The organism is Mucilaginibacter sp. SG538B, assembly GCF_013376065.1.
Classification (GTDB): Bacteria; Bacteroidota; Bacteroidia; order Sphingobacteriales; family Sphingobacteriaceae; genus Mucilaginibacter; species Mucilaginibacter rubeus.
Genome location: NZ_JABMJI010000003.1, coordinates 984057 through 1006818, shown reverse-complemented (window position 1 = coordinate 1006818; position 22762 = coordinate 984057). Strand labels below are relative to the sequence as shown.

22 protein-coding genes are annotated in these 22762 nt (G+C 42.3%); 7 read left to right on the top strand and 15 right to left on the bottom strand.

The annotated features are described in order from the left end of the window. The first annotated feature begins 132 nt into the window (after nucleotides 1–132). A complete protein-coding gene (gene alaS / locus FHW88_RS20320) occupies nucleotides 133–2772 on the top strand; it encodes an alanine--tRNA ligase (protein ID WP_176627676.1) in 2640 nt (879 codons plus the stop codon). Nucleotides 2773–3001: 229 nt separating this feature from the next. Here alaS and FHW88_RS20315 read toward each other — a convergent pair whose 3' ends face one another. Then, entirely contained in the window at nucleotides 3002–3514 is a 513-nt protein-coding gene (locus FHW88_RS20315) for a hypothetical protein (protein WP_176627675.1), read from the bottom strand. 286 nt (nucleotides 3515–3800) lie between these two features. Between FHW88_RS20315 and gatB the strand changes: the two genes are divergently transcribed. From gatB to FHW88_RS20300, 3 genes are all read left to right on the top strand, one after another. Further along, complete coding sequence (gatB, locus tag FHW88_RS20310; protein ID WP_176627674.1) at nucleotides 3801–5270, top strand: Asp-tRNA(Asn)/Glu-tRNA(Gln) amidotransferase subunit GatB; 1470 nt, start codon at nucleotides 3801–3803, stop codon at nucleotides 5268–5270. Next, nucleotides 5271–6416: a TlpA disulfide reductase family protein gene (locus tag FHW88_RS20305; RefSeq protein ID WP_176627673.1), complete on the top strand. Its 1146-nt coding sequence runs from the start codon at nucleotides 5271–5273 to the stop codon at nucleotides 6414–6416. It abuts the gene before it with no gap. Nucleotides 6417–6522: 106 nt separating this feature from the next. Then, on the top strand, nucleotides 6523–7212 hold the full coding sequence (locus FHW88_RS20300) for a response regulator transcription factor (RefSeq protein WP_176627672.1): 690 nt from the start codon (nucleotides 6523–6525) through the stop codon (nucleotides 7210–7212). Between the two features lie 71 nt (nucleotides 7213–7283). Here the strand turns inward: FHW88_RS20300 and arsB are convergent, their stop codons facing one another. The 12 genes from arsB to FHW88_RS20240 all read right to left on the bottom strand — a co-directional run bounded on the left by arsB (nucleotide 7284) and on the right by FHW88_RS20240 (nucleotide 17610). Further along, nucleotides 7284–8369 (bottom strand): ACR3 family arsenite efflux transporter, encoded by a 1086-nt coding sequence (gene arsB, locus FHW88_RS20295; RefSeq protein WP_176627671.1) that lies wholly within the window; start codon nucleotides 8367–8369, stop codon nucleotides 7284–7286. A 1-nt stretch (nucleotide 8370) separates the two neighbouring features. After that, the gene (locus tag FHW88_RS20290; protein WP_090527580.1) at nucleotides 8371–8796 is read right to left on the bottom strand and encodes an arsenate reductase ArsC; all 426 of its coding nucleotides are present in this window, start codon (nucleotides 8794–8796) and stop codon (nucleotides 8371–8373) included. A gap of 7 nt (nucleotides 8797–8803) precedes the next feature. Continuing rightward, entirely contained in the window at nucleotides 8804–9646 is an 843-nt protein-coding gene (locus tag FHW88_RS20285; protein WP_176627670.1) for an arsenite methyltransferase, read from the bottom strand. 40 nt (nucleotides 9647–9686) lie between these two features. Then, on the bottom strand, nucleotides 9687–10016 hold the full coding sequence (locus FHW88_RS20280; RefSeq protein WP_090526397.1) for an ArsR/SmtB family transcription factor: 330 nt from the start codon (nucleotides 10014–10016) through the stop codon (nucleotides 9687–9689). 153 nt (nucleotides 10017–10169) lie between these two features. Continuing rightward, nucleotides 10170–10655 carry a hypothetical protein gene (locus FHW88_RS20275; RefSeq protein ID WP_176627669.1) on the bottom strand — a complete coding sequence of 162 codons (486 nt, stop codon included), beginning with the start codon at nucleotides 10653–10655 and terminating at the stop codon, nucleotides 10170–10172. 267 nt (nucleotides 10656–10922) lie between these two features. After that, nucleotides 10923–11159, bottom strand: a complete 237-nt coding sequence (locus FHW88_RS20270) for a hypothetical protein (RefSeq protein WP_176627668.1) — start codon at nucleotides 11157–11159, stop codon at nucleotides 10923–10925. 15 nt (nucleotides 11160–11174) lie between these two features. After that, on the bottom strand, nucleotides 11175–11531 hold the full coding sequence (locus FHW88_RS20265) for a DUF6717 family protein (protein WP_090526402.1): 357 nt from the start codon (nucleotides 11529–11531) through the stop codon (nucleotides 11175–11177). A gap of 64 nt (nucleotides 11532–11595) precedes the next feature. After that, nucleotides 11596–12762 carry an aldose epimerase family protein gene (locus FHW88_RS20260; protein ID WP_176627667.1) on the bottom strand — a complete coding sequence of 389 codons (1167 nt, stop codon included), beginning with the start codon at nucleotides 12760–12762 and terminating at the stop codon, nucleotides 11596–11598. Nucleotides 12763–12805: 43 nt separating this feature from the next. After that, a complete protein-coding gene (locus tag FHW88_RS20255) occupies nucleotides 12806–13858 on the bottom strand; it encodes a UDP-glucose--hexose-1-phosphate uridylyltransferase (RefSeq protein ID WP_090526406.1) in 1053 nt (350 codons plus the stop codon). A 263-nt stretch (nucleotides 13859–14121) separates the two neighbouring features. Further along, the gene (locus FHW88_RS20250) at nucleotides 14122–14991 is read right to left on the bottom strand and encodes an HAD-IIA family hydrolase (RefSeq protein WP_176627666.1); all 870 of its coding nucleotides are present in this window, start codon (nucleotides 14989–14991) and stop codon (nucleotides 14122–14124) included. Nucleotides 14992–15041: 50 nt separating this feature from the next. After that, entirely contained in the window at nucleotides 15042–16079 is a 1038-nt protein-coding gene (locus FHW88_RS20245) for a hypothetical protein (RefSeq protein ID WP_090526410.1), read from the bottom strand. Between the two features lie 172 nt (nucleotides 16080–16251). Then, a complete protein-coding gene (locus tag FHW88_RS20240; RefSeq protein ID WP_176627665.1) occupies nucleotides 16252–17610 on the bottom strand; it encodes a glutamine synthetase family protein in 1359 nt (452 codons plus the stop codon). Between the two features lie 116 nt (nucleotides 17611–17726). On the opposite strand from FHW88_RS20240, the gene FHW88_RS20235 reads away from it, so the two are divergent. The 3 genes from FHW88_RS20235 (at nucleotide 17727) to FHW88_RS20225 (ending at nucleotide 19811) form a co-directional block, all read left to right on the top strand. Further along, nucleotides 17727–18173, top strand: a complete 447-nt coding sequence (locus FHW88_RS20235; RefSeq protein ID WP_176627664.1) for a gamma-glutamylcyclotransferase — start codon at nucleotides 17727–17729, stop codon at nucleotides 18171–18173. A 2-nt stretch (nucleotides 18174–18175) separates the two neighbouring features. Beyond that, on the top strand, nucleotides 18176–18760 hold the full coding sequence (locus FHW88_RS20230) for a Crp/Fnr family transcriptional regulator (protein WP_090526416.1): 585 nt from the start codon (nucleotides 18176–18178) through the stop codon (nucleotides 18758–18760). Nucleotides 18761–18833: 73 nt separating this feature from the next. Continuing rightward, nucleotides 18834–19811: a zinc-binding alcohol dehydrogenase family protein gene (locus FHW88_RS20225; protein WP_176627663.1), complete on the top strand. Its 978-nt coding sequence runs from the start codon at nucleotides 18834–18836 to the stop codon at nucleotides 19809–19811. An 84-nt stretch (nucleotides 19812–19895) separates the two neighbouring features. Here the strand turns inward: FHW88_RS20225 and FHW88_RS20220 are convergent, their stop codons facing one another. Further along, the gene (locus tag FHW88_RS20220; RefSeq protein WP_090526420.1) at nucleotides 19896–20906 is read right to left on the bottom strand and encodes a glutamine synthetase beta-grasp domain-containing protein; all 1011 of its coding nucleotides are present in this window, start codon (nucleotides 20904–20906) and stop codon (nucleotides 19896–19898) included. A 336-nt stretch (nucleotides 20907–21242) separates the two neighbouring features. Next, nucleotides 21243–22757, bottom strand: coding sequence for a hypothetical protein (locus FHW88_RS20215; RefSeq protein ID WP_139159957.1), 1515 nt, complete (start codon nucleotides 22755–22757; stop codon nucleotides 21243–21245). Between the last annotated feature and the right edge of the window lie 5 nt (nucleotides 22758–22762).

Here is a 22762-nt window from a genome sequence, read left to right as displayed (position 1 = left end):
TCGACGAATGAGGGTTAATATGATGTAATTAATAAATAAAGCTCAAATTGAAAGTCCCTCAGGGGCTCTCGGAGTAATTCCTTTTACTTTCCGACTTCCGGACTTCCCGACTATTATTTACCTTTGCTTCCTATGACTGCTACCGAAATACGACAGGCTTTTCTTGATTTTTTTGTTTCAAAGGGACATACCATCGTTCCTTCGGCACCAATTGTAATTAAAAACGATCCAACCCTGATGTTCACCAACGCGGGGATGAACCAGTTTAAAGATATATTTTTAGGCGAGGCGGCACCGAAAGCCCCGCGCTTGGCGGATACGCAGCGTTGTTTACGCGTGTCCGGCAAGCACAACGATTTGGAAGAGGTGGGTATCGATACCTATCACCACACCATGTTTGAAATGCTGGGCAACTGGAGCTTTGGCGATTACTTTAAAAAAGAAGCCATTGCCTGGAGCTGGGAGCTGCTTACCGAGGTGTACAAGCTGCCTAAAGACCGCCTGTACGTTACCTATTTTGAAGGTGACGAAAAGGAAGGCCTCGAAGCTGATACCGAAACCTACGAACTGTGGAAACAATATGTAGCGGAAGATCATATTCTCCGTGGCAACAAAAAAGATAACTTTTGGGAGATGGGTGAGACTGGCCCATGTGGCCCTTGTTCAGAGATCCACTTTGATAGCCGCCCGGATAATGAGCGTACCGAAGTAAGCGGTGCAACTTTAGTTAATGCCGACCATGACCAGGTTATCGAAATCTGGAATGATGTATTTATGCAATTCAACCGCCTTAAAGGTGGTGTATTGCAACCATTGCCCAACAAACATGTGGATACCGGGATGGGTTTTGAGCGTTTGGTACGTGTATTACAGGGCAAAACATCCAACTATGATACCGACGTTTTTCAACCAATGATCCAGTTTATTGCCGATAAATCGGGCAAAAAATATAACAGTGCCGCCAAACCCGGCGATGCCGATTGGAATGATGCTGTGGCTATGCGTGTTCTGGCCGATCATATTCGTGCCATAAGCTTTGCTATTGCTGATGGTCAATTGCCTGCAAGTAACAAAGCGGGGTATGTGATCCGCAGGATCTTACGTAGGGCAGTGCGTTATAGCTATCAAACTTTAGGTTTTAAGGAGCCTTTCTTTAATCAGTTGGTGCCGTTATTGGCCGGACAGTTTAAGGGGGTGTTTGATGAGCTATTTTCTCAAAAGGATTTTGTACAGAAGGTAGTTTTGGAGGAGGAAATTTCTTTCTTAAGAACACTGCAGCAGGGTATAAGCTATTTTAATAAAAGCGTGAGCGGCAATAATGATAAAGTTTTAAGTGGCGCCCTCGCATTTGAATTATCTGATACCTACGGTTTTCCTATCGATCTTACCGAATTGATGGCGCGCGAAATTGGCTGGACAGTAGATATGGAGGGTTTTGAAGCCGCTCTTCAGGAGCAAAAGACCCGCTCCCGCGCTGCTACCGCTATTGATACCGGCGATTGGATCGTTTTAAAAGATGATGAATCGGTTGAGTTTACCGGTTATGACGAAACCGAAACCATTGCCCATATCGTAAAATATCGTAAGGTAACCGCTAAGGGCAAGGAACAATACCAGTTGGTGCTGGATAAAACACCTTTCTATGCTGAAAGCGGTGGGCAGGTAGGGGATAAGGGCGAACTGGTTTTCCCTGATGGGGAGATCATCCTGGTTACAGATACGAAAAAGGAGAACGGACTGATAGTTCATTTTACCGATAAATTGCCGCAGGATATTGACGATGCCTTAACTGCTATTGTTGATCCTGCTCTACGCAGCCAAACCAATAGTAATCACTCGGCTACGCACTTGCTGCATGCTGCCATGAAACAGGTTTTGGGAAGCCATGTAAACCAAAAAGGATCATTGGTGAATGCCGATTACCTGAGGTTTGATTTTTCACACTTCGCTAAAGTTACTGATGAGGAGCTGGCGCAGATAGAAGCTATCGTAAACCAAAAAGTACGTGAAAATATTCCGTTGAAAGAAGAGCGCAGTGTACTGTATGCCGAAGCCATCAGCAGCGGTGTAACTGCTTTGTTTGGCGAAAAATATGGTGAATACGTACGCGTAATTACCTTTGATGATAACTTTAGTAAGGAGCTTTGCGGTGGTACACATGTGAAAGCTACCGGGCAAATTGGTTTCTTCAAAATTATAGCCGAAAGTGCTGTAGCCGCCGGTGTGCGCCGTATTGAAGCCATTACCGGTGTTGCCGCCGAAAAATATATCGTTACCCAAAACGCTTTGGTTAACCAGTTAAAGGAGCTGCTTAAAAATCCAAAAGATCTATCAAAAAGTATTGAAGGATTATTGGACGAAAATGCTAAGCTAAAAAAAGAGATCGAGAAATCGATCCTTGAAAAATCATCAGGTTTAAAAACTGAGTTGGCCCAAAAAGCCGAAGCTATTGGTGATATCAATTTCATCGCCCAAAAAGTTGCCCTGCCTAACGCCGATGCGGTTAAGAACCTGGCTTACCAGCTTAAAGATATCGTATCGAACCTGTTCCTTGTGCTGGTTGCTGATTTCGATGGCAAACCAAGCATTACCGTAATGATTGCCGAAAACCTGGTGAAGGAAAAAGGCCTGCATGCCGGTAACATCGTTAAAGAGCTGGCTAAAGAAGTTAAAGGCGGTGGCGGCGGTCAGCCGTTTTTCGCTACAGCTGGTGGCAGTGATGTAAGCGGATTGGATAATGTATTGGTGAAAGCGAGGAGTTTTGTAGGGTAAAAAGGCTTTCATGCGGAGCCTGTCGAAGCATGGGGGGTAGGGCCTCTGCGCGCGACCCTTCGACGGGCTCAGGGTGACAAGCCCTCTTTAACAAATAGCATTTCACAGTTCAAACCAGATATCCAAATTCCCATGACCTGGTGTATAAATAATCTAATAAATAAAAAGACCGCTTTTATTGAGCAGTCTTTTTATTTATATACTTTTTAGGGGAAAGCCTGTTGGACAATTAATGGCGGTGACCATTTTTTTGTCCACGGTGTTCAACTACGCGGGTACGTTTTACTACGGTTTTATGCGGCTTTTGGTAATGGTTTACTACCTTGGTACGGTTAACCACATGTGTGCGGTTCATTACCCTGGTGCGATAGTTATCTCGCACTATAACATTCTTTGTACCGCGGTAGCGGGCATAGGTGTCACGGTCGTGTGTAAAATAGGTATACGCTCTTGGGCGGTTTACGGCCACTTTGTAACCTGTCGCAATGTTGTAGCTGGCATAGCGTGGCGGCAATGATCGCCTCCAAACCCAGTTTCCGCCATCCAAATAAACATATTGATGAGTAGGGACATAATAGTAGCTTTCTACATCGGGTAAGTAGTAATAATTAATACCCGCATATTCGGCGGGCGGGTTCCATAAGCCAACATTTAAATTTACACTTACCTGTGCATTTGTCCTGGTAACCGAAGCTGCAAGTAAAAAACATCCTGCAAGCATTCCTAAAATTAATTTTTTCATGGTGTCTGTCTAAATATGAACACTTATTCAATTTCTGTGCCTGACAAATAAATAGACAGCGGAGGATACAGAAAGTTTAATCATGCTGATGACAGGCATGTTTTGAATTGAATATTCCCATCAACTGATCTCCAATCATCTGCTATAATCTCTATAACCCCTACCTTACAACTATATAATTGCACTTTTACCGTTGTTTTAAAAGCAAAATGGTGTTGTTACTGTATTAATCTTTATATATTTGACTTTTATACATCAGTAAAATCATAGCTGAATTTTTATTTTTATGACAGTTCTCGCAGACGGGGTAGCTGAAAAGTACGAGTTGGTGATAGGCCTCGAAGTACACGCGCAGTTATCTACATCAAGTAAGATATTCTCGGCAGATTCGGCTGCCTTTGGTGCCGAACCTAACCGCCATGTTAGCGCGGTATCGCTGGGCCATCCAGGCACTTTGCCCTTTATTAATAAAAAAGCGGTTGAATATGCCGTTAAAATGGGCCTGGCCTGTAATTGCACTATCAACCTGAATAACAGCTTCGCCCGTAAAAATTATTTTTATGCCGATCTGCCCAAAGGCTACCAGATTAGTCAGGACCAGGCGCCTGTTTGCCTTAACGGTTATGTGCCCGTGAAACTGGCCGATGGCACTGAAAAGAACATAGCCCTGCACCACATTCATATGGAAGAGGATGCCGGGAAAAGTATGCATGATCAGCACCACGCCGATTCACTTATCGACCTGAACCGCGCCGGTGTACCGCTGGTGGAGATCGTATCTGAACCGGATATGCGCAGCGCCGAAGAGGCTGGTCAGTTCCTGACCGAAATGCGTAAAATTCTCCGCTATCTTGATATTTGCGATGGTAACATGGAAGAGGGCAGCATGCGCTGCGACGCTAATATTTCGGTGCGGCTTAAAGGTGCAACTGCCTATGGTAACCGTTGCGAGGTAAAAAACCTTAACTCCATCCGTAACGTGCAGCGTGCTATTGAGCATGAGTTTGCTCGCCAGGTAAACATTATTGAAGCCGGCGGCCACATCGATCAAAATACGCTGAACTTTAACGCCGATACAGGCGAGACCTCAGTACTCCGTTCAAAAGAAATGGCCAACGATTACCGCTATTTCCCTGAGCCGGACCTGCCACCCTTGAAGCTTACCAATGAGTATGTGGAAAACGTCCGTAAAAGCTTGCCGGCGCTACCCGGTCAGTTGTATCATAAATACACCGAGCAATTGGGCTTAACCGCTTATGACGCCTCGGTTATCACTGCCGATAGGGACACCGCCTTTTATTTTGAATCGCTGATAAAATATACCGATCATTATAAAGCTGCTGCTAACTGGCTGATGGGTGCTGTACGCTCATACCTGAATGATCATAACCAAACCATTGGTAACTTTGCTGTTACGCCGCAAAACCTTGCCGCCCTCATCAGACTAATTGACACCGGGGTGATAAATAATTCTGTAGCTTCGCACAAATTATTTCCTGCCATGATCAAAGAACCCGGCAAAAAACCGGATGATCTGGCTAAGGAACTTAACCTGCTGATAAGTGCCGATGGTGATGATGTAACCCGTTTTATAAAGGATGCCATCGCCAAATATCCTGATAAGGTTAAGGAATACCAAAAGGGGAAAAAGGGCGTTTTAGGCCTGTTTATGGGCGAGATCATGAAAAGCTCAAAAGGGAAGATCGACCCACAGAAAACTAACCAGCTATTGATAAAGGAATTAGAAGCTAAGTAAATGAAAGTTAAAAATCTGGCTGCCGGCGCGTTGTTATTGCTTAGCGCGGGCATGTACTCTTGTAAAAACGAATCACAATTTAGTGTTTCGGGAACTATCAAAAATCCGGGTAACCTTAAAGCTGTTTATTTGATTGAGGCCGATAGCTCGGGCTTAAAGGTTGTTGATTCTACTTCGTTAGGCGAGGGTGGTAAGTTTGAGTTTAAGCATGTAGCGCTTTATCCAAACTTGTTTAAACTTAGGGTAGGCAATACTGGTCCGCAGGGTGGCGAAATGCAGGGCGAAAACCTGTACGATTTCATTGCTAAAAATGGCGACGATATTGAATTCGAGACAGACAATAACAATAAAAACCACGAGTATACTATCAAAGGTTCTGATGATTCGGATAAGATAAAGGAGTTTAACCGCATCAGTAATCTTTACGGTGATAAAAATGCTAAGCTTTTCGCCGAATACCAGGAAAAATCTCGCGGTGAGCGGAATGATTCGCTGCTAAAAATATATATGCCTATATTTTTAAAGAATGTGAATGAAGGCGGCGAAGCGGTTTTAAAATTTGTGAACGATAATAAAAAATCGCTTGCGGGCTTTTATGCAGCTACCACGCTCGATCCTACCAAATACGAAGCCCAGCTTATTAAATTTGCCGATGAAATCAGGGGCGATTTTAAAGATAACCCTACCGTGCAAAAGTTTATCGCGCAAATGGATAAGGCTAAGCCGATATCCCTTGGTCATAAAGCGCCCGAGTTTACCGTTAACGGTATTGATGGCAAGCCAATTAATTTGTCTGATTACAAAGGCAAATATGTAATGATTGATTTTTGGGCTTCATGGTGCCAGCCTTGCCGCCAGGAAAATCCAAATGTGGTTAAACAGTACAATGCATTTAAAGATAAAGGCTTTAATATTTTAGGGGTATCGCTTGACAAAGACAAAGCACCATGGCAAAAAGCCATCAGCGATGATAAACTTGCCTGGGCGCATGGCTCGGATTTAAACGGCTTTGAAGGCCCTACAGAAAGGCTTTACCATATTGAAGCTATTCCTTCAAATTTCATCATCGATCCGCAGGGAAATATTGTTGCCAAAAATATTACAGGCGCCGATCTTGAAGCTTTTTTAAATAAAACATTTAAATAGCCTCAACTTAGGGTTAATATAAGGTAACGTTTAACAATTTGTTAATATTAGCTTAACTATTAGCTGTTGTAAAGCGTATACTTTTATACAAAAAATTTAACGCAACATGAGCAGCACCGCAAAACAGAAAATACTTATTGTTGATGATGAACCGGATATTTTAGAACTGATTGAGTATAACCTCAAAAAGGAAGGTTACCAGGTGTTTTTAGCACGTAACGGCCAGGAAGCTGTTGCCGAGGCAAAAAAGACCCTGCCTGATCTGATTGTACTTGACATCATGATGCCTAAAATGGATGGGATAGAAGCATGCCGCATTATGCGCACCATGCCCGAGTTTAAAAATACCTTTATGGTGTTTTTAACAGCCCGCAGCGAAGAGTATTCGGAAATTGCCGGTTTTAACGTAGGTGCCGATGATTACATTGCAAAACCTATCAAGCCACGCGCGCTGGTTAGCCGTATAAACGCCATACTTCGTCGTAATGCCCCTGCCGAAGACGTAATTGATAATAAACTGGAAATAGGCGACCTGGTTATCGACCGCGAAGCTTACCTGGTTTATAAAAACGGTGTTAAAGTTGTATTGGCCAAAAAAGAATTTGAGCTGTTGTACCTGCTGGCTTCAAAACCCGGTAAAGTTTATACCCGTGAGGTGATCCTTAAAAACATCTGGGAAGATTCGGTAGTGGTTACCAACCGCACCATCGACGTACACATCCGTAAACTACGCGAAAAACTGGGCGACGATTGCGTTGCTACTGTGAAGGGTGTGGGTTATAAGTTTGAGGCTTAAGCCCCCGGCCCGAAGGGAGTGATATTAAAAAGCGATTGGATTGTCCAATCGCTTTTTTATTGGCATTGTAATTAATCTGCTTTGGCTATAACTTCATTACGATAGTATTTTCGGCGAAGCCAAAATGCCACGTTAACCAGCGCTATCAGTGCCGGCACCTCAACCAGCGGGCCGATTACCCCTGCAAAGGCTTGCCCTGAGTTAATACCAAATACACCAATAGATACCGCGATAGCGAGCTCAAAATTATTGCCGGTAGCTGTGAAGGCAATGGAGGTACTTTTTGAATAATCAGCACCAAAATATTTGCCGATGAAAAAACTAAGCATGAACATAATTGCAAAGTAAAATACCAGCGGTATAGCAATGTGAACCACATCCATAGGGATTTGCACTATAAGCCTACCCTTGAGGCTAAACATCAGTATAATGGTAAACAACAGCGCAATAAGGGTTATGGGTGAAATAAAAGGAACAAATTTTTGCTGAAACCAGCCCTCGCCCTTTAGTTTGATCAATGTGTAGCGACTAATAATACCGGCGGCAAAAGGAATACCGAGATAGATGCCCACACTTTTGGCAATCTGGAGCATGGTAATATGTACCTGGAGACTTTTAAAGCCGAGCAACGGCGGCAGTATGGTTATAAAAATGTAAGCATATACGCTATATAAAAGTACCTGGAAAATGCTGTTCAGGGCTATCAAACCGGCGGCATATTCGCGGCTGCCATCGGCAAGTTCATTCCATACTACAACCATGGCAATACAACGGGCAAGCCCAATCAGTATCAGTCCTGTCATATATCCGGGGTAACCGCGCAGGAAAACGACAGCTAAAATGAACATTAGGATAGGGCCTATTATCCAGTTTAAAATAAGCGAGGCACTTAATATCTTTACATCTTTAAATACCCTGCCCATCTGTTCATATTTTACTTTGGCAAGCGGCGGGTACATCATTAATATGAGGCCGATCGCCAACGGAATATTAGTAGTCCCGCTCGAAAACGAATTGATAAAATCGGACGATGAGGGTATAAAATACCCTGTTACAACGCCTATAGCCATGGCCAGGAAAATCCAGATGGTGAGATAGCGATCAATAAAACCGAGCCGTTTGCGTTCAACCACCGGAGTGCAATTATTGGCAGACATATTATTGCGCTTCGGTTAAATGCTGTTCTACAAATTGTTGGGTGTACGCTTTGATCTGTTCACGTACTTTTCTGAATTCGCCCATCACTTCATCTTCGGTGCCGCGGGCTTTGGCCGGATCCGGGAAGTTGTAATGAAAACGTTTCACATTCCCCGGAAAGTAAGGGCAGGCTTCGTTAGCATTATCGCAAACGGTTATTAAATAATCAAAAGCAACGTTGGCGTATTCATCCACATGGTTTGAGGTATGATTGGAAATATCAATATCATCCTCGGCCATGGTTTTAATAGCTTTGGGGTTCACGCCATGTGTTTCAATGCCTGCACTGTATATGTTTGCTTTACTGCCCGCAAAATGCTTTAAATATCCCTCGGCTATCTGACTCCGGCAACTATTGCCTGTGCATAGTACTAATATATTTTTCATAATTGTTTTATTGGCAGCAGCCTGGTTCGCAGCATACTTTTGTTTCGGGTTTTTCGGCATACACGGTGACGCTTACAATAGCGCCGTTGCCGTTTTTAAATTCATTAATTTCATCTGCCGATAGGTAATTGCTTAAAATATCATCAGGAATAATAATGGCTTTTTCTTTTTGCACAATGATATTGACAAAACCATTTTTGCTGATGAGCTCAAGGTATTCCTCTTTTTGAATGGCCCCTGATACGCAGCCTGCATACATTTCGGCGGCTGTCCTGATCTTTTCGGGCAGGCTGCCTGTCAATACAATATCCGAAATGCTAAAATGGCCCCCGGGTTTCAATACGCGGTAAATGTCTTTAATGACAGCGTTTTTATCAGGCACCAGGTTTAATACACAGTTGCTTACAATCACATCGGCCGCGTTGGCAGTTACCGGCATATGCTCGATATCGCCCAAACGGAACTCCACATTATTAAAGCCAAGTTTGTCGGCGTTTTCGCGTGCCTTGCTAATCATAGCTTCTGTAAAATCAATTCCTATTACTTTGCCGGTCTCGCCGGTTTCGGAGCGGGCTATAAAGCAATCATTACCTGCACCGCTGCCGAGGTCAATTACCGTATCACCCTTTTTAATTTGGGCGAATTGCGTGGGCAAACCGCAGCCTAAACCAAGATCGGCATCGGCATTGTAACCCTGCAGTTTGGTATAATCTTCGCTCATGATATTATAAACCTCGGTTGAACATCCGCTGGCTCCGCAGCATGATGATTGATTGGTATCCTTGTCCTGTAAGGCAATTTCGCTGTATTTCAGCTTTACCAACTCTTTTAATTCCTCGTTTGTTTTCATTTGTGTATTGCAATATTACGATTAATGTGACCAAAAAATTTTAACAGCAATTATTGAAGTCTTTGTACGATGAGAATAGTTTATTCAACTCATCATTCAGGTTTTGCCAGGCTTCGGGTTCAATGCAGTAGCAAACGCTTACGCCTTCAATGGTACCCTGTATAAGGCCGGCATTCTTTAATTCTTTAAGATGCTGGGACACTGTAGGTTGGGCAAGCCCCAGTTCAGATGACAGATCCCCACAGATACAAGCCTTGGCTTCAATAATAAGCTGCAGGATGGCAATACGGGCCGGATGAGCGATAGCTTTAAGCTGCACAGCCAGTTTGTTCTGCTCGTCGGTAAATATTTCTGTTTTAGTGATTCCCATAATTATATTGCAATATTACGATTAATTAAATTACTGTCAATAGCTTTTACAATTTAATTTTCGGCTGGATGTTGATTGATGAAGTAAATTCGGACAGAGAAGAGGAAGACCTGCGAAGTTTTAGAAACTTCGCAGGTCTGAAAATTGGCAATCTTACTTAGCTGTAGCTGCCGCTTTCTTTTTAACGCTGGTAGCTGTTTTAGCAGTTTTCGATGCTATGGCCTTCTTAGCTTCCGCGGCTTCGGTTTTAGCTTTAGCAGTAATAGTTTTCGCCTTAGTTGCAGCCTTTGCTTTTACATCAGCCACGGCTTTTTTAGCGGTTGCTGCTTCATCTTTTGCTTTGGCGGTAATGGCTTTAGCCTTGGTGTCGGCTTTTGCTTTTACTTCAGAAACTGCGTTTTTTGCTTTGGCGGTTACCACATTTGCTTTTTTAGCTGCTGTGGTTTTAGTTGGCGCAGCTTTTTTGGTAGCCGTGGCTTTTTTAGCGGTTACTTTTTCCTTGATATCCTCTATTTTTTCTTCGGCTGCTTCTTTTACGTCTTCGGTTGTATCTTTTGTGCCTTCCCAAAGGCTTTCAATTGTTTCTTTAACCTTCTCGAAAAATCCTTTTTCTTCGGGTTGGGTTGATTGATCACTCATGATGTTTTTATAGATAGGTAAACAGATTGTTATTAATTAACCTGTTAACCTCAAAAAGTTTAGGTTTGTTTTAAATCTGCTTAACAAACATTAAACATCGAAGCCATTAAGATCAGCCCGTAAACCTGGCATTACTCAATCCATATAAGCCGTCTATTATTTTTAAAGTAGCCTCGCCAACTCTTTGGTTCAAGAGTGATCGTATCTCGATATAGATATCCAGTTTAACCCATAGATGGATCGCTTACAGTGTTTCGGATTTATCACCTAAATGTTCATAAAATGATACTCCGGCAGCATTCCACAGGTTTTCAGATTTTGCCTGAAACACCATTCGGCAAAATCATAGTTCTTTTTGAGTTGTGCGACGTTATTACTTTTATGAGAAGCTACAGTAACCGGTAATAACTCCATAAAAACGCCATAAATTGAAGTTTGTGGATCCTCAAAGTCCTTCTTTAAGGAAGGGAGGCATTCAATTGCCCGTTTTCGCCAGGCGCTCATAACTGCTGATATTTCTTATTGTTTTTTAAAATAGATAAAAGGCGGGAGTTTACCAAACACAAACTTTGTAACATCGCAAAGCCACATTTGCTGGTCAAGGGCTTTTCCTTCATAGTCTCCAAGCAAATAAATGCCGCCGCCAACATGGTCTTTATAATCTTCGATGAGTTGGAGTATCGCGCTGCCTTCAAAAGGTTCTTCGGCCAAAAGAAGTTTAACTTCGTTGCTCCCTTCACCAACATAATCAAGCATGGTATCGGCTCCTTCAACCATTTCAAGGTCGGCCTTAACGCCCTGCCAATCGGGTAGATCGATGTACCAGCGGCCGTTATCTTCTTTTATAAATTTATAAGTATGAATAGCGGTTGTCATTACGCTAATATAAAGCAAAAAGTCCTGCCGTTGGGCAGGACTTTTGTATAAAAAAGGTGTTCAATTATTTCACTACCGAAAACTTATAAAGCGATTGCGTTTTATAGGTATCGCCGGGTTTCAATTCCGTAGAAGGGAATTGCGGCTGATTTGGTGAATCAGGAAAATGCTGGGTTTCCATCGCGAATGAAGTACGGTACTCATCTTTAATACCGCGTTTCATTGCATTTTTAGCCTGCATAAAGTTACCGCTGTAAAACTGTAAGCCAGGTTCTTCGGTAAATACTTCCATTTTGATACCGCTTTTATCACCTACAACAGTCGCAATTGGAGTGCTCAGGTCATGTTTGTTCAGTACGAAGTTGTGATCGTAACCTTTGCCATCTTTTAACTGCACATTGTCGTCGTTGATACGTTTGCCTATGGTTTCGGGCTTAGTGAAATCGAACGGAGTGCCGGCAACTTTTTCAAGTTTCCCGGTAGGGATCAAGCCTGCATCAACCGGTAAATAATTATCAGCATCTATCTGTACCAAATGATTGAGGATTGTACCGCTGCCTTCGCCATTGAGGTTAAAGAACGCGTGATTGGTAAGGTTAACAACCGTTTTTTTATCGGTAGTAGCTTCGTACTGGCATTTAAATGAATTATCGTCGGTAAGGCTGTAAATTACTTTAACATTGAGGTTACCGGGGAAGCCTTCTTCCATATCTTTTGAAAGATAGGTAAGCTCTACGGTAGATGAATCGATCATTTTACCATCCCACACCACTTCCTGGAAACCGTGTTTGCCACCGTGCAACATATTGGGCGTATTGTTAATTGATGATTGATAATCTTTACCATCTATTTTAAAATGGCCTTTGGCAATACGGTTACCGTAACGGCCAATGGTAGCGCCATAATAACGTTCGGTTGATTTTTCAAAACCTTCCACATCATCAAAACCTAAAACAACATCGGTTAACTTGCCATTTTTATCGGGTACTAATAAGCTTACCACACGGCCGCCATAATTGGTGATGGTGGCAATAATGCCGTTTTTGTTTTTAAGGGTAAATAAATGGGTTTGTTTACCATCGATTGTTTTTTCGAATGCTGATGCCGTGGTTTGGGTGCTATCCGCCATAGTAGTGTTTTTCTGTGAGGTTGAATTTTGATTACAGGCAGCCAAATATAGGCTACAAGCAGGTAAAATTGTTAAATAAATACCTTTAATTAATTTTCTCATAAATAGGTTGGTTATAGTTTGGTTTAAAAATAGCTTTTTTTCATTATTCCTTCGTTTTATAATGGATCTCACTTAAACCACGCAATTTTTCAGCAGCAAACTCTGCTGTGATATCGCGTTGCGGATTGGCAAGCATCTCATAACCTACCATAAACTTTTTAACCGTGGCCGAACGTAACAGCGGCGGGTAAAAATGCATATGCCAGTGCCAGTAGGGATGATCGCCCGAGTTAACCGGTGATTGGTGCATACCTGCCGAATAAGGGAACGATGTTTCAAACATGTTATCATACCTGATGGTGAGCCTCCTGATAGCGTCGGCGAGGGCATGTTTTTCCTGCCCGGTAAAGTATAAAATGCTTGTTACATGCCTTTTGCTTACAATCATAGTTTCGTACGGCCAAACCGCCCAAAACGGCACAAGCACAACAAAATGTTCATTCTCAAAAACTATGCGGTCCTGCTTTTTAAGTTCCAATGCAAGGTAATCGGCTAAAAGGCTTGTTCCTTTTTGCTCAAAATGCAGCTTTTGCTGCTGGGTTTCTTTAGCTACTTCAACGGGCAGGCTGTTTTGCGCCCAAATTTGCCCATGCGGATGCGGGTTGCTGCAGCCCATGATATCGCCCTTGTTTTCAAAGATCTGGATGTGCTTGATCCATGGATAAGAAGCCAGGTCTTCAAATTCCGACTGCCATACGTCAACCACTTTGCTGATCTCTTTGGTGGTCATCTGGGGCAGGGTGAGGTCATGCCTCGGCGAAAAACTGATTACCCGGCAAATACCTTTCTGGCTGTTAGCTACCAGCAGTTCTTCTTCATTTAAACCGCCATCCGGCGTATTCAGCAACAGCGATGAATAGTCATTGGTAAACACAAAGCTTCCTTTATAATCGGGATTTTCGCTGCCATCGGCCCTTTTGTTTGTGGGGCACAGGTAACAGGCTGGATCATATTGCGGGCGGTCGTCGGCTTGTGTAGCCTCAACTTTGCCTTGCCACGGGCGTTTTGTACGATGCGGCGATACCAGGATCCAGTCGCCTGTTAAAATGTTTAACCTGCTGTGAGGGTGCTCTTTAAGATCAAAATTTGTGTCCATTAGTTTAAAATCAGGTAATAATTGGCTTATACATGTAAGGTAGACAGTTATACCTTAGCGATTTCAAAGTTGGTAAAAATAAATGTAAACCATACATTTAAAACAAATTTTTCTAAATAAATAGTTGCGGTAGAAAGATTGATAGGATTTGTAGAAAAAGGGGGGGATTGAATGTCATACGAGTAGGAACGACGAAGCAACAACATTCTGTACAGGCGGCTATGCTTCCTTGCGGTTGCCGCGCAACAACATGCTTTGGAAGTTTAGAATCCCAATCCACCGGCCTCCACCACTGCCGAATCGCAAATATAAGTTGGCACAATGCCGGTGGCGGTGATGCGGTTTTCGGCGTCTTTGACCTGGGTATTACCGGATAGCACCAGTACGGTATCCAAACCAAATTTATTACCGCCCAAAATGTCTGTTTGCAGGGTATCGCCTACCATCACAATATCCCTTTTACTGATAGGCCTGCGTTCGCGAAGCAGATCGTAAGCAAACATGAACATCTGCGAATCCGGCTTACCGAATCGAATGAACTCTTTGCCTACAATTTTCTCTATCATACTGGCTAAGCCGCCTATGGCTATAGATACGTCATGTTTGGTTAGCGGATAGGCATGATCGGTATTGGCTACAATGGCCGGAATGGTGCGCTTACGCATGAGGTTAACTGATTTGTTCAGGTCACGTCCCCAGTCAAAACCTTCGTCATCTAAAAACACCAGCGCGTTAACCCTGTCAATATTGCTTTCGTTTACTTCGCTGATAGGCAATGTATGCAGCCCAGAGCTATCAATGTAATGGGCAGAATCGGGCGTGCCTAAATAGGCTACGATACCGTCGTTCACCTTCAGGTCAAGATATTCTTTGGTAAGCATGCCCGATGATATGATCCTGTTGGGCGTTATGGCGGTCAATCCTTTGGTGGTATAGGATTCGGCTAATTGCACCGGGCTTCGTGATGCATCGTTGGTTACAATATAATACTCCTTACCTTGTTCTGCCAGGTAAGAAAAAGTGCGTTCAATACCCGGAAGCAGGCCGCCATAGTTTTTCAAAACCCCAAAAGCATCAAAAAAAACAACTTCGTATTTATCAATTATGGATTTAAAGTTGTCTATCCTGGTCATGCTTATCTGTTTTAGGGCTTTTTATAAAATAAGCCTGAAAGATAGTTAACCTATTTTAATTTTAAGGCCTCAATGATCTTTTCGGCATCAAAATCCCTGTCTACCGATGGTAAATAGATGTCAAAAGCTTCAGCCTGTAGTTTTTTGGCATATTGTTCGCTAAAAAAGTGCTTACCATCTTTAATTACGTAATTCAGGATAAAAAAACGATAAGCTTCTTTTAAAAAGCGGATCTCATCGGCAGTAAGCGGGTTAACTTTATGGTATTCTTTTAAAAAAATAATGAATCGGTCTTCCATCATAGTGTTGATCACGTAGCTGAAAACAGTACGGTCGCCAATATCAGAAACTACGCGACTGAAGAAATAAAAATCGAGCAAACGGTAACTCATCCTGAACCAGTCATAATCCCAGCGCGAGTAAAGCTCAAGATCAGGTGTTACCGAAAAGTTGCCGATATTCCAGTCGATAAATACAGGAATGATCTCGAACGAGCTCATGTTGTATTTGGAGCGGTTTTTCAAAAAGGTTTCACAGTGGTATTTTAAAAAGTCGGCCTGCATGCCGGTACCAAATTGTTTTGGGTTGCTCTCGATTTGTTGCTGCAAGGCCCAGATATCGGTGCGTAAAGTCTTTGACGATTTAGGCAGCACATTTTTAACCCTTGAGCAGGCTTTATGGAATTTGCCAACCTGCTGACCAAGTTTTTTAATATGGTTTTCTTCTAACCGGCGTGGCAGGCGCTGTAAAATACGTGTAGGGTTATAGAAAACCACCCAGGCATCGGTTTTGCCGTGTTTATGATGATAGATGTAAACGCGGTTGTTTTTTTGTAAAGAACGGGCCAGGAAATTCTCAAACGGGTACAGCAGGTTAATTGCCAGCGTTTGAATAATGCGGTGGTCCTCTTTAAAATGTTCGAACTTGCCAAAGTAAGAGAGTTTGGCTATGATAATATCATCGTCATCAAACGTAATACGGTACACGTGATTGGTTGAAACCATAGCGCTGATATCTTCAATATCGCGGATGGTTTTTGACGCGTCATACCCTTCCCAGGCCTTGCGGATAATAAAAGAATAGTCCATTTGTATGTGTCTGCCGGCAAAGTTACGCCATTGGCAGCATTCGGTTTATAATTAAGGGTGTAAATATATTGTCTGAACCCGAATTTTTCGAATTAAAAAATTAAACAGAATATTAATTCTACTCATTCCCAAAATTCGTTTAATTCGAGTTCAGACATCCTTCCGGTTCAGATTATATAATCTCAAAATACCTCTTCAACTCCCAGTCGGTAACGCTTTTGGCAAACTGGCGGTATTCCCACAGCCGGGTTTGGGTGAAGTGATCAACAAAACCTTCGCCAAAGAGCTCTTTGGCCAAGTCGGAGTTTTGCATTGCCGTGGCGGCTGTATGCAGGTTTGGCCATAGTACACCATTACGTTTGTCCTGGTAACCATTGCCTGTTGTTGGCTTAATATTTAGCTCAAGCTTGTTTTTAATACCGTACAAGCCCGAAGCCAGTGCTGCAGCCATGCCCAGGTATGGGTTGGTATCTGAACCCGGGATGCGGGTTTCCAGGCGGGTATAGTTTTCGGTGGTATTGATAACACGTAACGCGGTAGTGCGATTTTCTACGCCCCAGGTTATGGTAGTGGGTGCCCAGGCCCCTTCAACAAGGCGTTTGTAGCTGTTGATGGTTGGCGCGTACATAGGCAACAGGTAAGGCATGCAATATAGCTGGCCTGCAAGGTAATGCTTATGCAGGTCGCTCATTTTGTTTACATCATTGGCGTTGTAAAACAGGTTTTTTGATTGATCTTTAGTCCACAGGCTTTGGTGGATATGGCCGCTGCAGCCTGGCAGCGTTTCAGTCCATTTGGCCATGAATGACGCTATAATGCCGTGTTTATAGGCTATCTCTTTAACTGCGGTTTTAAACAGGGTTGCTTTATCAGCGGCAGCTAAAACTTCATCATGCAATATGGCAGCTTCATATACTCCCGGACCAGTTTCGGTATGCAGGCCCTCAATCGGGATATTGAATTTGGTAAGCAGATTAAACAGATCATAATAAAAATCGCTGTTTTCTGATGTACGCAGTATAGAATAGCCGAACATGCCCGGTGTGAGCGGTTCAATATTAGTGAACTTTTTATCGGCAAGGGTTTGCGGTGTTTCTTTAAAATTGAACCATTCAAACTCCTGTGCAAATTCGGCGTGATAGCCCATCTCATCACATTGCGCTTTAACATGTTTGAGCAGGCTACGCGGACAGGCCGGCAAGTCGTTGCCGTCGGGTTTGCTGAAATCGGCTAAAAAAAAGGGGATATCATCCTGCCAGGGCACATTACGCAGGGTCGACAGGTCAATACGGCAAAGTTTGTCCGGGTAACCGCTTTGCCAGCCGGTTAACTGTACGTTATCATAACAAACATCGCTGCTATCCCAGCCAAATACCACATCGCAAAAGCCATAGCCACTTTGCAATCCATCAATAAATTTTTTAGGGTGGATCACCTTACCGCGCAAAATGCCATCAATATCGGCAAAGGCGAATTTTATTTTCTGGATGTTATTCTGTTCTATATACGCTTTGATCTCTTCTGTGTTCATGGTATAAAAGTATGGCCGGTTAAGGTGCAGCAAGATAGCTATTATGGCTTAAACTATAAAAAAATAGCCTGTGCGTGTATAATACGCGTTTGCGCTTACCTTTGTTTGAGCTATTTATGGAAACAACAAGTCAATTTTTATTTGTGTATGGCACATTGCTGCAGCCCGGTAATGAGTTTGCAGCGTACCTAAATAAACACTGTAAATTTATAGGTGACGGAAGAATAAGAGGGCGACTTTATGATATTGGCGAATATCCTGGCGCAGTGATCGGTAATACTGAAGAACGCTACATTTACGGTAGTATTTTTATGATGGATGACCCCGACATTATATTAAAGGTAATTGACGATTATGAAGGTGTCGGTGGGTTATACCAACATCCGCATGAATATATAAGGGAAACGGTGAGCATCTATACCACTAATGATATCATGGAGTGTTGGATGTATCTTTATAATTTACCTGTAGCCGCTTATAATGAGATTACCACGGGTGACTATATCCAATATTTAAAAGATACTTCTGTCAAAAATAATGTTGCTAAGCAGCCATTTAAATAACGATGTTTTTTCATTTCAAAGATAGATTTCCGAAGTTGAATGCCTATTGGGACAGATACCTGCCATTTCAGAAACGCATGGAGGTACCGGCTAAAACAGTGTTACTTCAGGAAGGCAAAATATCTCAGCATTATATCTTTATTGAAAAAGGTTGTGTACGAACATTTTTCAATAACAATGGTGATGATAAAACGGTACAATTTTTCTTTGAAAATGAAGGGTTAAGTTCTTTCGATAGTTTTGTAAACAACGTGCCAAGCTCGTTCACAATCGAAACTATTGAACCATCGGTTATTTATCTGTTGCCCAGGCAGTATGTTTCCCAATTAATGGATGAGTTAAGCCACGAGCCCGATTTTGCACAAATGATATTACAGATGACGGCCCGGCGGCAAATGCATTACATTAATGAGTTTGTTTCCATTATTCGCGATACACCTGAACAACGCTATCAGCTTCTTTTAAACGAGAGGCCGCATATCATACAGCGAGTACCTCAGCATTATATTGCCTCGTATCTGGGTGTAAGCAAAGTGCATTTAAGCCGCATAAAAAGCAAACTGGCAAAAGGCAAATCGCATTTCTGAACTTGATAACATATGTTATCGTCCCGGTTTGTATGCCTGGCTAATTTTGTGTTATCAAAAAAAGAAAAATAACATGAAAGCAGCAGTAATGTATCAACAGGGAGGGCTACCTCAATATACAGATTTTCCTGAACCGGCGGTTCAAAATCCCGACGAAGTATTGGTTAGTGTAAAAGCAGTAGCTATTAAACATCTTGACAAAAGCAGGGCATCGGGCAAGCATTATTCGAGCGATGCACTTAATGAAAACGGTCGTGTAATTGGTGGCGACGGTGTTTGTGTTCTTGAAGATGGGAAACGCGTATATAGTATAGGTGTAAGCGGTATGCTGGCAGAAAAGGCTGTTATAAATAAAAACAGGATGGTGAAAATACCTGATGGTGTGGATGATGCCGTTGCGGCCGCTTTGCCAAATGCAGTTATTGGCGCCGCTATGGGACTTAAATTTAAGGCCAATATCAAACCCGGAGATGTTGTGCTTATCAATGGCGCCACCGGCTTTACCGGGCGTGTAGCCGTACAGATTGCCAAACACTACGGTGCAAAAAAAATAATTGCAACCGGTAGAAACAAAGCATCCCTTAACGAACTGTTGGCACTTGGGGCCGATGAGACTATTTCCTTAACGCAGGATGATGACGGCTTTAAAGCACGGTTATCAGCAGTACATTCGCAAACACCGATAGATATTGTCATAGACTATTTATGGGGGCATACTGCCGAAATGATCCTTACTTGCTTAAAGGGTAACGGTTCATTTACCAATAAAATAAGATATGTATCTGTAGGTAGTATGGCCGGAGATCTTGTACAGCTTTCGGCGGCAACCCTCCGAAGTGCTGATCTTCAGTTAACAGGGTCGGGACTTGGCGCATGGTCAAAAGCACAGGTAGGTGAACTTTTTAGGGAGATTTTACCGGAGATGTTTTCGCTTGCGGCTGCAGGTAAATTAAAAGGAGATACTGTTAAGGTGAATTTAGCAGATATTGCCGAACTCTGGAACCTGGAAGTGCCTAACGGGCAACGCCTTGTGGTGATAATCGACAATTGAGGCATTTCAAAGCATAATATCCCGGTACAAAAAATCCCCCGGTTATAAACCGGGGGATAAAATAATAACTATTTATTAGGGGGATTAAAGCTTAGCTGATTTTACAGTTTTGATGATCACAGCAGCAACTTTGTATGGATCGGCAGCTGAGTTAGGACGACGATCTTCCAGGTAACCGCTCCAGTTGTGGTCAACAGCGTACAGAGGGATACGGATAGAAGCACCACGGTCAGATACACCATAGCTAAAGTCATGGATAGAAGCTGTTTCGTGTTTACCGGTTAAACGCTGATCGTTATCAGCGCCGTAAACAGCGATACACTCAGCAACTGCAGGGCGGAAAGACTCGCAGATAGCTGTGAAAATTTCTTTGCTGTTTGCAGTACGTAAAGTAGTATTTGAGAAGTTAGCGTGCATACCTGAACCGTTCCAGTCTAATTGACCAAGCGGTTTGCAATGCCAGTTAACAGCAACTCCGTATTTTTCGCCAATTCTTTCCAATAAATAACGTGCAACCCAGATCTGGTCACCAGCTTCTTTAGCACCTTTAGCAAAGATTTGGAATTCCCACTGGCCGGCAGCAACCTCAGCGTTGATACCTTCAACGTTTAAGCCTGCTTCTAAACATACGTCTAAGTGTTCTTCAACAATTTCGCGACCGAAAGCATTGTTTGCACCTACTGAACAGTAGTAAGGGCCTTGCGGGCCAGGGTAGCCACCTGCAGGGAAACCAAGTGGTTTGTTTGTTGCGGGATCCCACAGGAAGTATTCCTGCTCAAAACCGAACCAGAAATCATTATCATCATCAGCGATGGTAGCACGGCCGTTTGATTCATGTGGTTTGCCATCAGCACTTAATACTTCGCACATTACTAAGTAAGCGCTTTTTCTTTGCGGATCTGGAACAACAAAAACTGGCTTTAAGATACAATCAGATGAACCACCTGGTGCCTGCTCAGTTGAAGAACCGTCAAAGCTCCAGTTATCTAAATCTTCTACTTTTCCGCTAAATTCTTTAACGATTTTTGTTTTGCTACGCAGGCTTTGTGTTGGTTTATAGCCGTCAAGCCAAATGTACTCGAGTTTCGTTGCCATTTTTTAATTAATTTGTAAAGTTGGGGTTCTAATTATAGTTTTTGTATTAATCTCAATAATTATTAAGGCGAATTTAAATTTTTTTTACAAAATTCATTACAAATGTTAAGAAATTTTGTATTTTTTTTCAATAACACGTTAATTATAGCTGTAAACCTGTAAAAAAGGGTCTGTAAAACTGTGTTTTTAACAATTTCATATTTTCGGAAATGAATAAGGGCTGTTTTTTATCAATAACGCAAATGTGCGTGTACGGGGTAGCCTTGCAGGTATAATACAAGCAGATATACTTGCCTCTTCCGGTAAGGCTGAGATAAAAATTATTGATACAGGAACTTAGTCGCTTAATTTTTCTGATATGTTCTTAATAGCGTCGTCGAGCCTGGTGGCCGAATCGTAAAGATGCTTTTCAACCTGTAAAAACTCCTCTTTTTTGTCTTTGCTTTCGCTCATCAGCTCAACAAGGCCTAATATATTGGTAAGATGTTTGCGTACCTCATGCGAGTTGATAAAAGCCAGCTCGTTTTTTTTGGTATCATATAGTAATTTTTCATAGTGCCGTTTTTGCCTGGCGCTGCGATATAACAGGGCAATAACAGCAAACATGAAAACTGTGGTAATGCTGATGAGGATCAAAATAAGGCGTTCGCGCCTGTATTTTTCGGCAGTATCGGTAAACGAGGTTTCAATTTTATCAATTTTTATTTGCGCCGATACATTGCCCACCTGTGTAGTATTATTCAGGCTCTCTTCTGATTGTTTCAATGCAAGGTCAAAATTCTCGACAGCCAGTTTGTAATCGCCCCTGTCCCGCGCTATTTTTCCAAGCAATTGATAAAGATGATGCTTTATTTCAGGGTGATTATCAGAATATGGAAGCGCGAGCAGTTGGTTAGCTATAGCGCTTGCCGAATCCGGTTGTCCGTTCAGGTAAAAAGCATCGGCCAGATTTTGTTTCTCAACATCGTTAGGTACATATTTTTTGTCCCTTTGAAGGTTTTTAATTTGTGTTATAGCTTTGTTATAATCATGTTTTAACAGCGATATATAATAGGCAGTACGATATTGGTAGCTGAATAGTTTATAACTTTTGTTGTTTGGCCCCATTAAATCATCATGACATCGCTGCAGCGAATCAAGGTTTTTCATCCTAAAAAAATTCTCGGCCTTGTTATAGCTTATTATCGTGTAAAATCTGTCGTCCTTTATCTTATTTTCCTCCTTGATATGGAATGCCTGGTTAAGGTAATATAATGACTGGCTATACAGGTTGAGTTTGTAATACAGATCGGATATATTGATGTTCAAGAATACCTGCAATAGCGGATCGTTAAGTTTTAAAGCTTGTTTTTGAGCCAGGCCGTAACTGTATATAGCGCCTATTGGGTTGCCTTTATCTGTTTGAATAAAAGCAAGATGGCTAATAAACGAATAAAGCAAAAAATCGGCTTTGTTCTTTGAAGCCTGATTAATGGCTTTAACCATAGCACTTTCAGCTTCGGGGAGTTTTAAAAAGCGTTTCTGAATAATGCTTTCAATAAAGTATTTTAAAGCTTCCTTATCGCCCACATCGTATTTATCAAGCTCCTTATAAACTTCATTTTTACCCTGCGGGATTGTATTTACGGGCCCCTGCTGAAAGCGGAGCTTAATATAATTAACCAGTTTTTTATCCTGAAGATCCCTGTTCTGGATCTTTAAAAAATGAACAAGACTGTCTTCAGGAAGATATATATAAGGATCAGCTTTTGAATAGCTCACACCAAATATTACCAGCAAAAAACAGTAGAGGAATTTTTTTAAGCTACGCGGCATGGAGCATAAAAATACGTTGGCGCATGATAATTTCAAATACT

Coding starts and splice junctions, on each gene's coding strand:
- FHW88_RS20305 (WP_176627673.1), top strand. CDS start 5,271: ATGAAAGTTAAAAATCTGGCTGCCGGCGCGTTGTTATTGCTTAGCGCG.
- FHW88_RS20280 (WP_090526397.1), bottom strand. CDS start 10,016: ATGGGAATCACTAAAACAGAAATATTTACCGACGAGCAGAACAAACTG.
- FHW88_RS20230 (WP_090526416.1), top strand. CDS start 18,176: ATGTTTTTTCATTTCAAAGATAGATTTCCGAAGTTGAATGCCTATTGG.
- gatB (WP_176627674.1), top strand. CDS start 3,801: ATGACAGTTCTCGCAGACGGGGTAGCTGAAAAGTACGAGTTGGTGATA.
- FHW88_RS20220 (WP_090526420.1), bottom strand. CDS start 20,906: ATGGCAACGAAACTCGAGTACATTTGGCTTGACGGCTATAAACCAACA.
- FHW88_RS20270 (WP_176627668.1), bottom strand. CDS start 11,159: ATGAGCGCCTGGCGAAAACGGGCAATTGAATGCCTCCCTTCCTTAAAG.
- FHW88_RS20275 (WP_176627669.1), bottom strand. CDS start 10,655: ATGAGTGATCAATCAACCCAACCCGAAGAAAAAGGATTTTTCGAGAAG.
- FHW88_RS20300 (WP_176627672.1), top strand. CDS start 6,523: ATGAGCAGCACCGCAAAACAGAAAATACTTATTGTTGATGATGAACCG.
- FHW88_RS20315 (WP_176627675.1), bottom strand. CDS start 3,514: ATGAAAAAATTAATTTTAGGAATGCTTGCAGGATGTTTTTTACTTGCA.
- FHW88_RS20290 (WP_090527580.1), bottom strand. CDS start 8,796: ATGAAAAATATATTAGTACTATGCACAGGCAATAGTTGCCGGAGTCAG.
- FHW88_RS20255 (WP_090526406.1), bottom strand. CDS start 13,858: ATGGACACAAATTTTGATCTTAAAGAGCACCCTCACAGCAGGTTAAAC.
- FHW88_RS20260 (WP_176627667.1), bottom strand. CDS start 12,762: ATGAGAAAATTAATTAAAGGTATTTATTTAACAATTTTACCTGCTTGT.
- FHW88_RS20250 (WP_176627666.1), bottom strand. CDS start 14,991: ATGACCAGGATAGACAACTTTAAATCCATAATTGATAAATACGAAGTT.
- FHW88_RS20245 (WP_090526410.1), bottom strand. CDS start 16,079: ATGGACTATTCTTTTATTATCCGCAAGGCCTGGGAAGGGTATGACGCG.
- FHW88_RS20235 (WP_176627664.1), top strand. CDS start 17,727: ATGGAAACAACAAGTCAATTTTTATTTGTGTATGGCACATTGCTGCAG.
- FHW88_RS20225 (WP_176627663.1), top strand. CDS start 18,834: ATGAAAGCAGCAGTAATGTATCAACAGGGAGGGCTACCTCAATATACA.
- FHW88_RS20265 (WP_090526402.1), bottom strand. CDS start 11,531: ATGACAACCGCTATTCATACTTATAAATTTATAAAAGAAGATAACGGC.
- FHW88_RS20285 (WP_176627670.1), bottom strand. CDS start 9,646: ATGAAAACAAACGAGGAATTAAAAGAGTTGGTAAAGCTGAAATACAGC.
- arsB (WP_176627671.1), bottom strand. CDS start 8,369: ATGTCTGCCAATAATTGCACTCCGGTGGTTGAACGCAAACGGCTCGGT.
- FHW88_RS20240 (WP_176627665.1), bottom strand. CDS start 17,610: ATGAACACAGAAGAGATCAAAGCGTATATAGAACAGAATAACATCCAG.
- alaS (WP_176627676.1), top strand. CDS start 133: ATGACTGCTACCGAAATACGACAGGCTTTTCTTGATTTTTTTGTTTCA.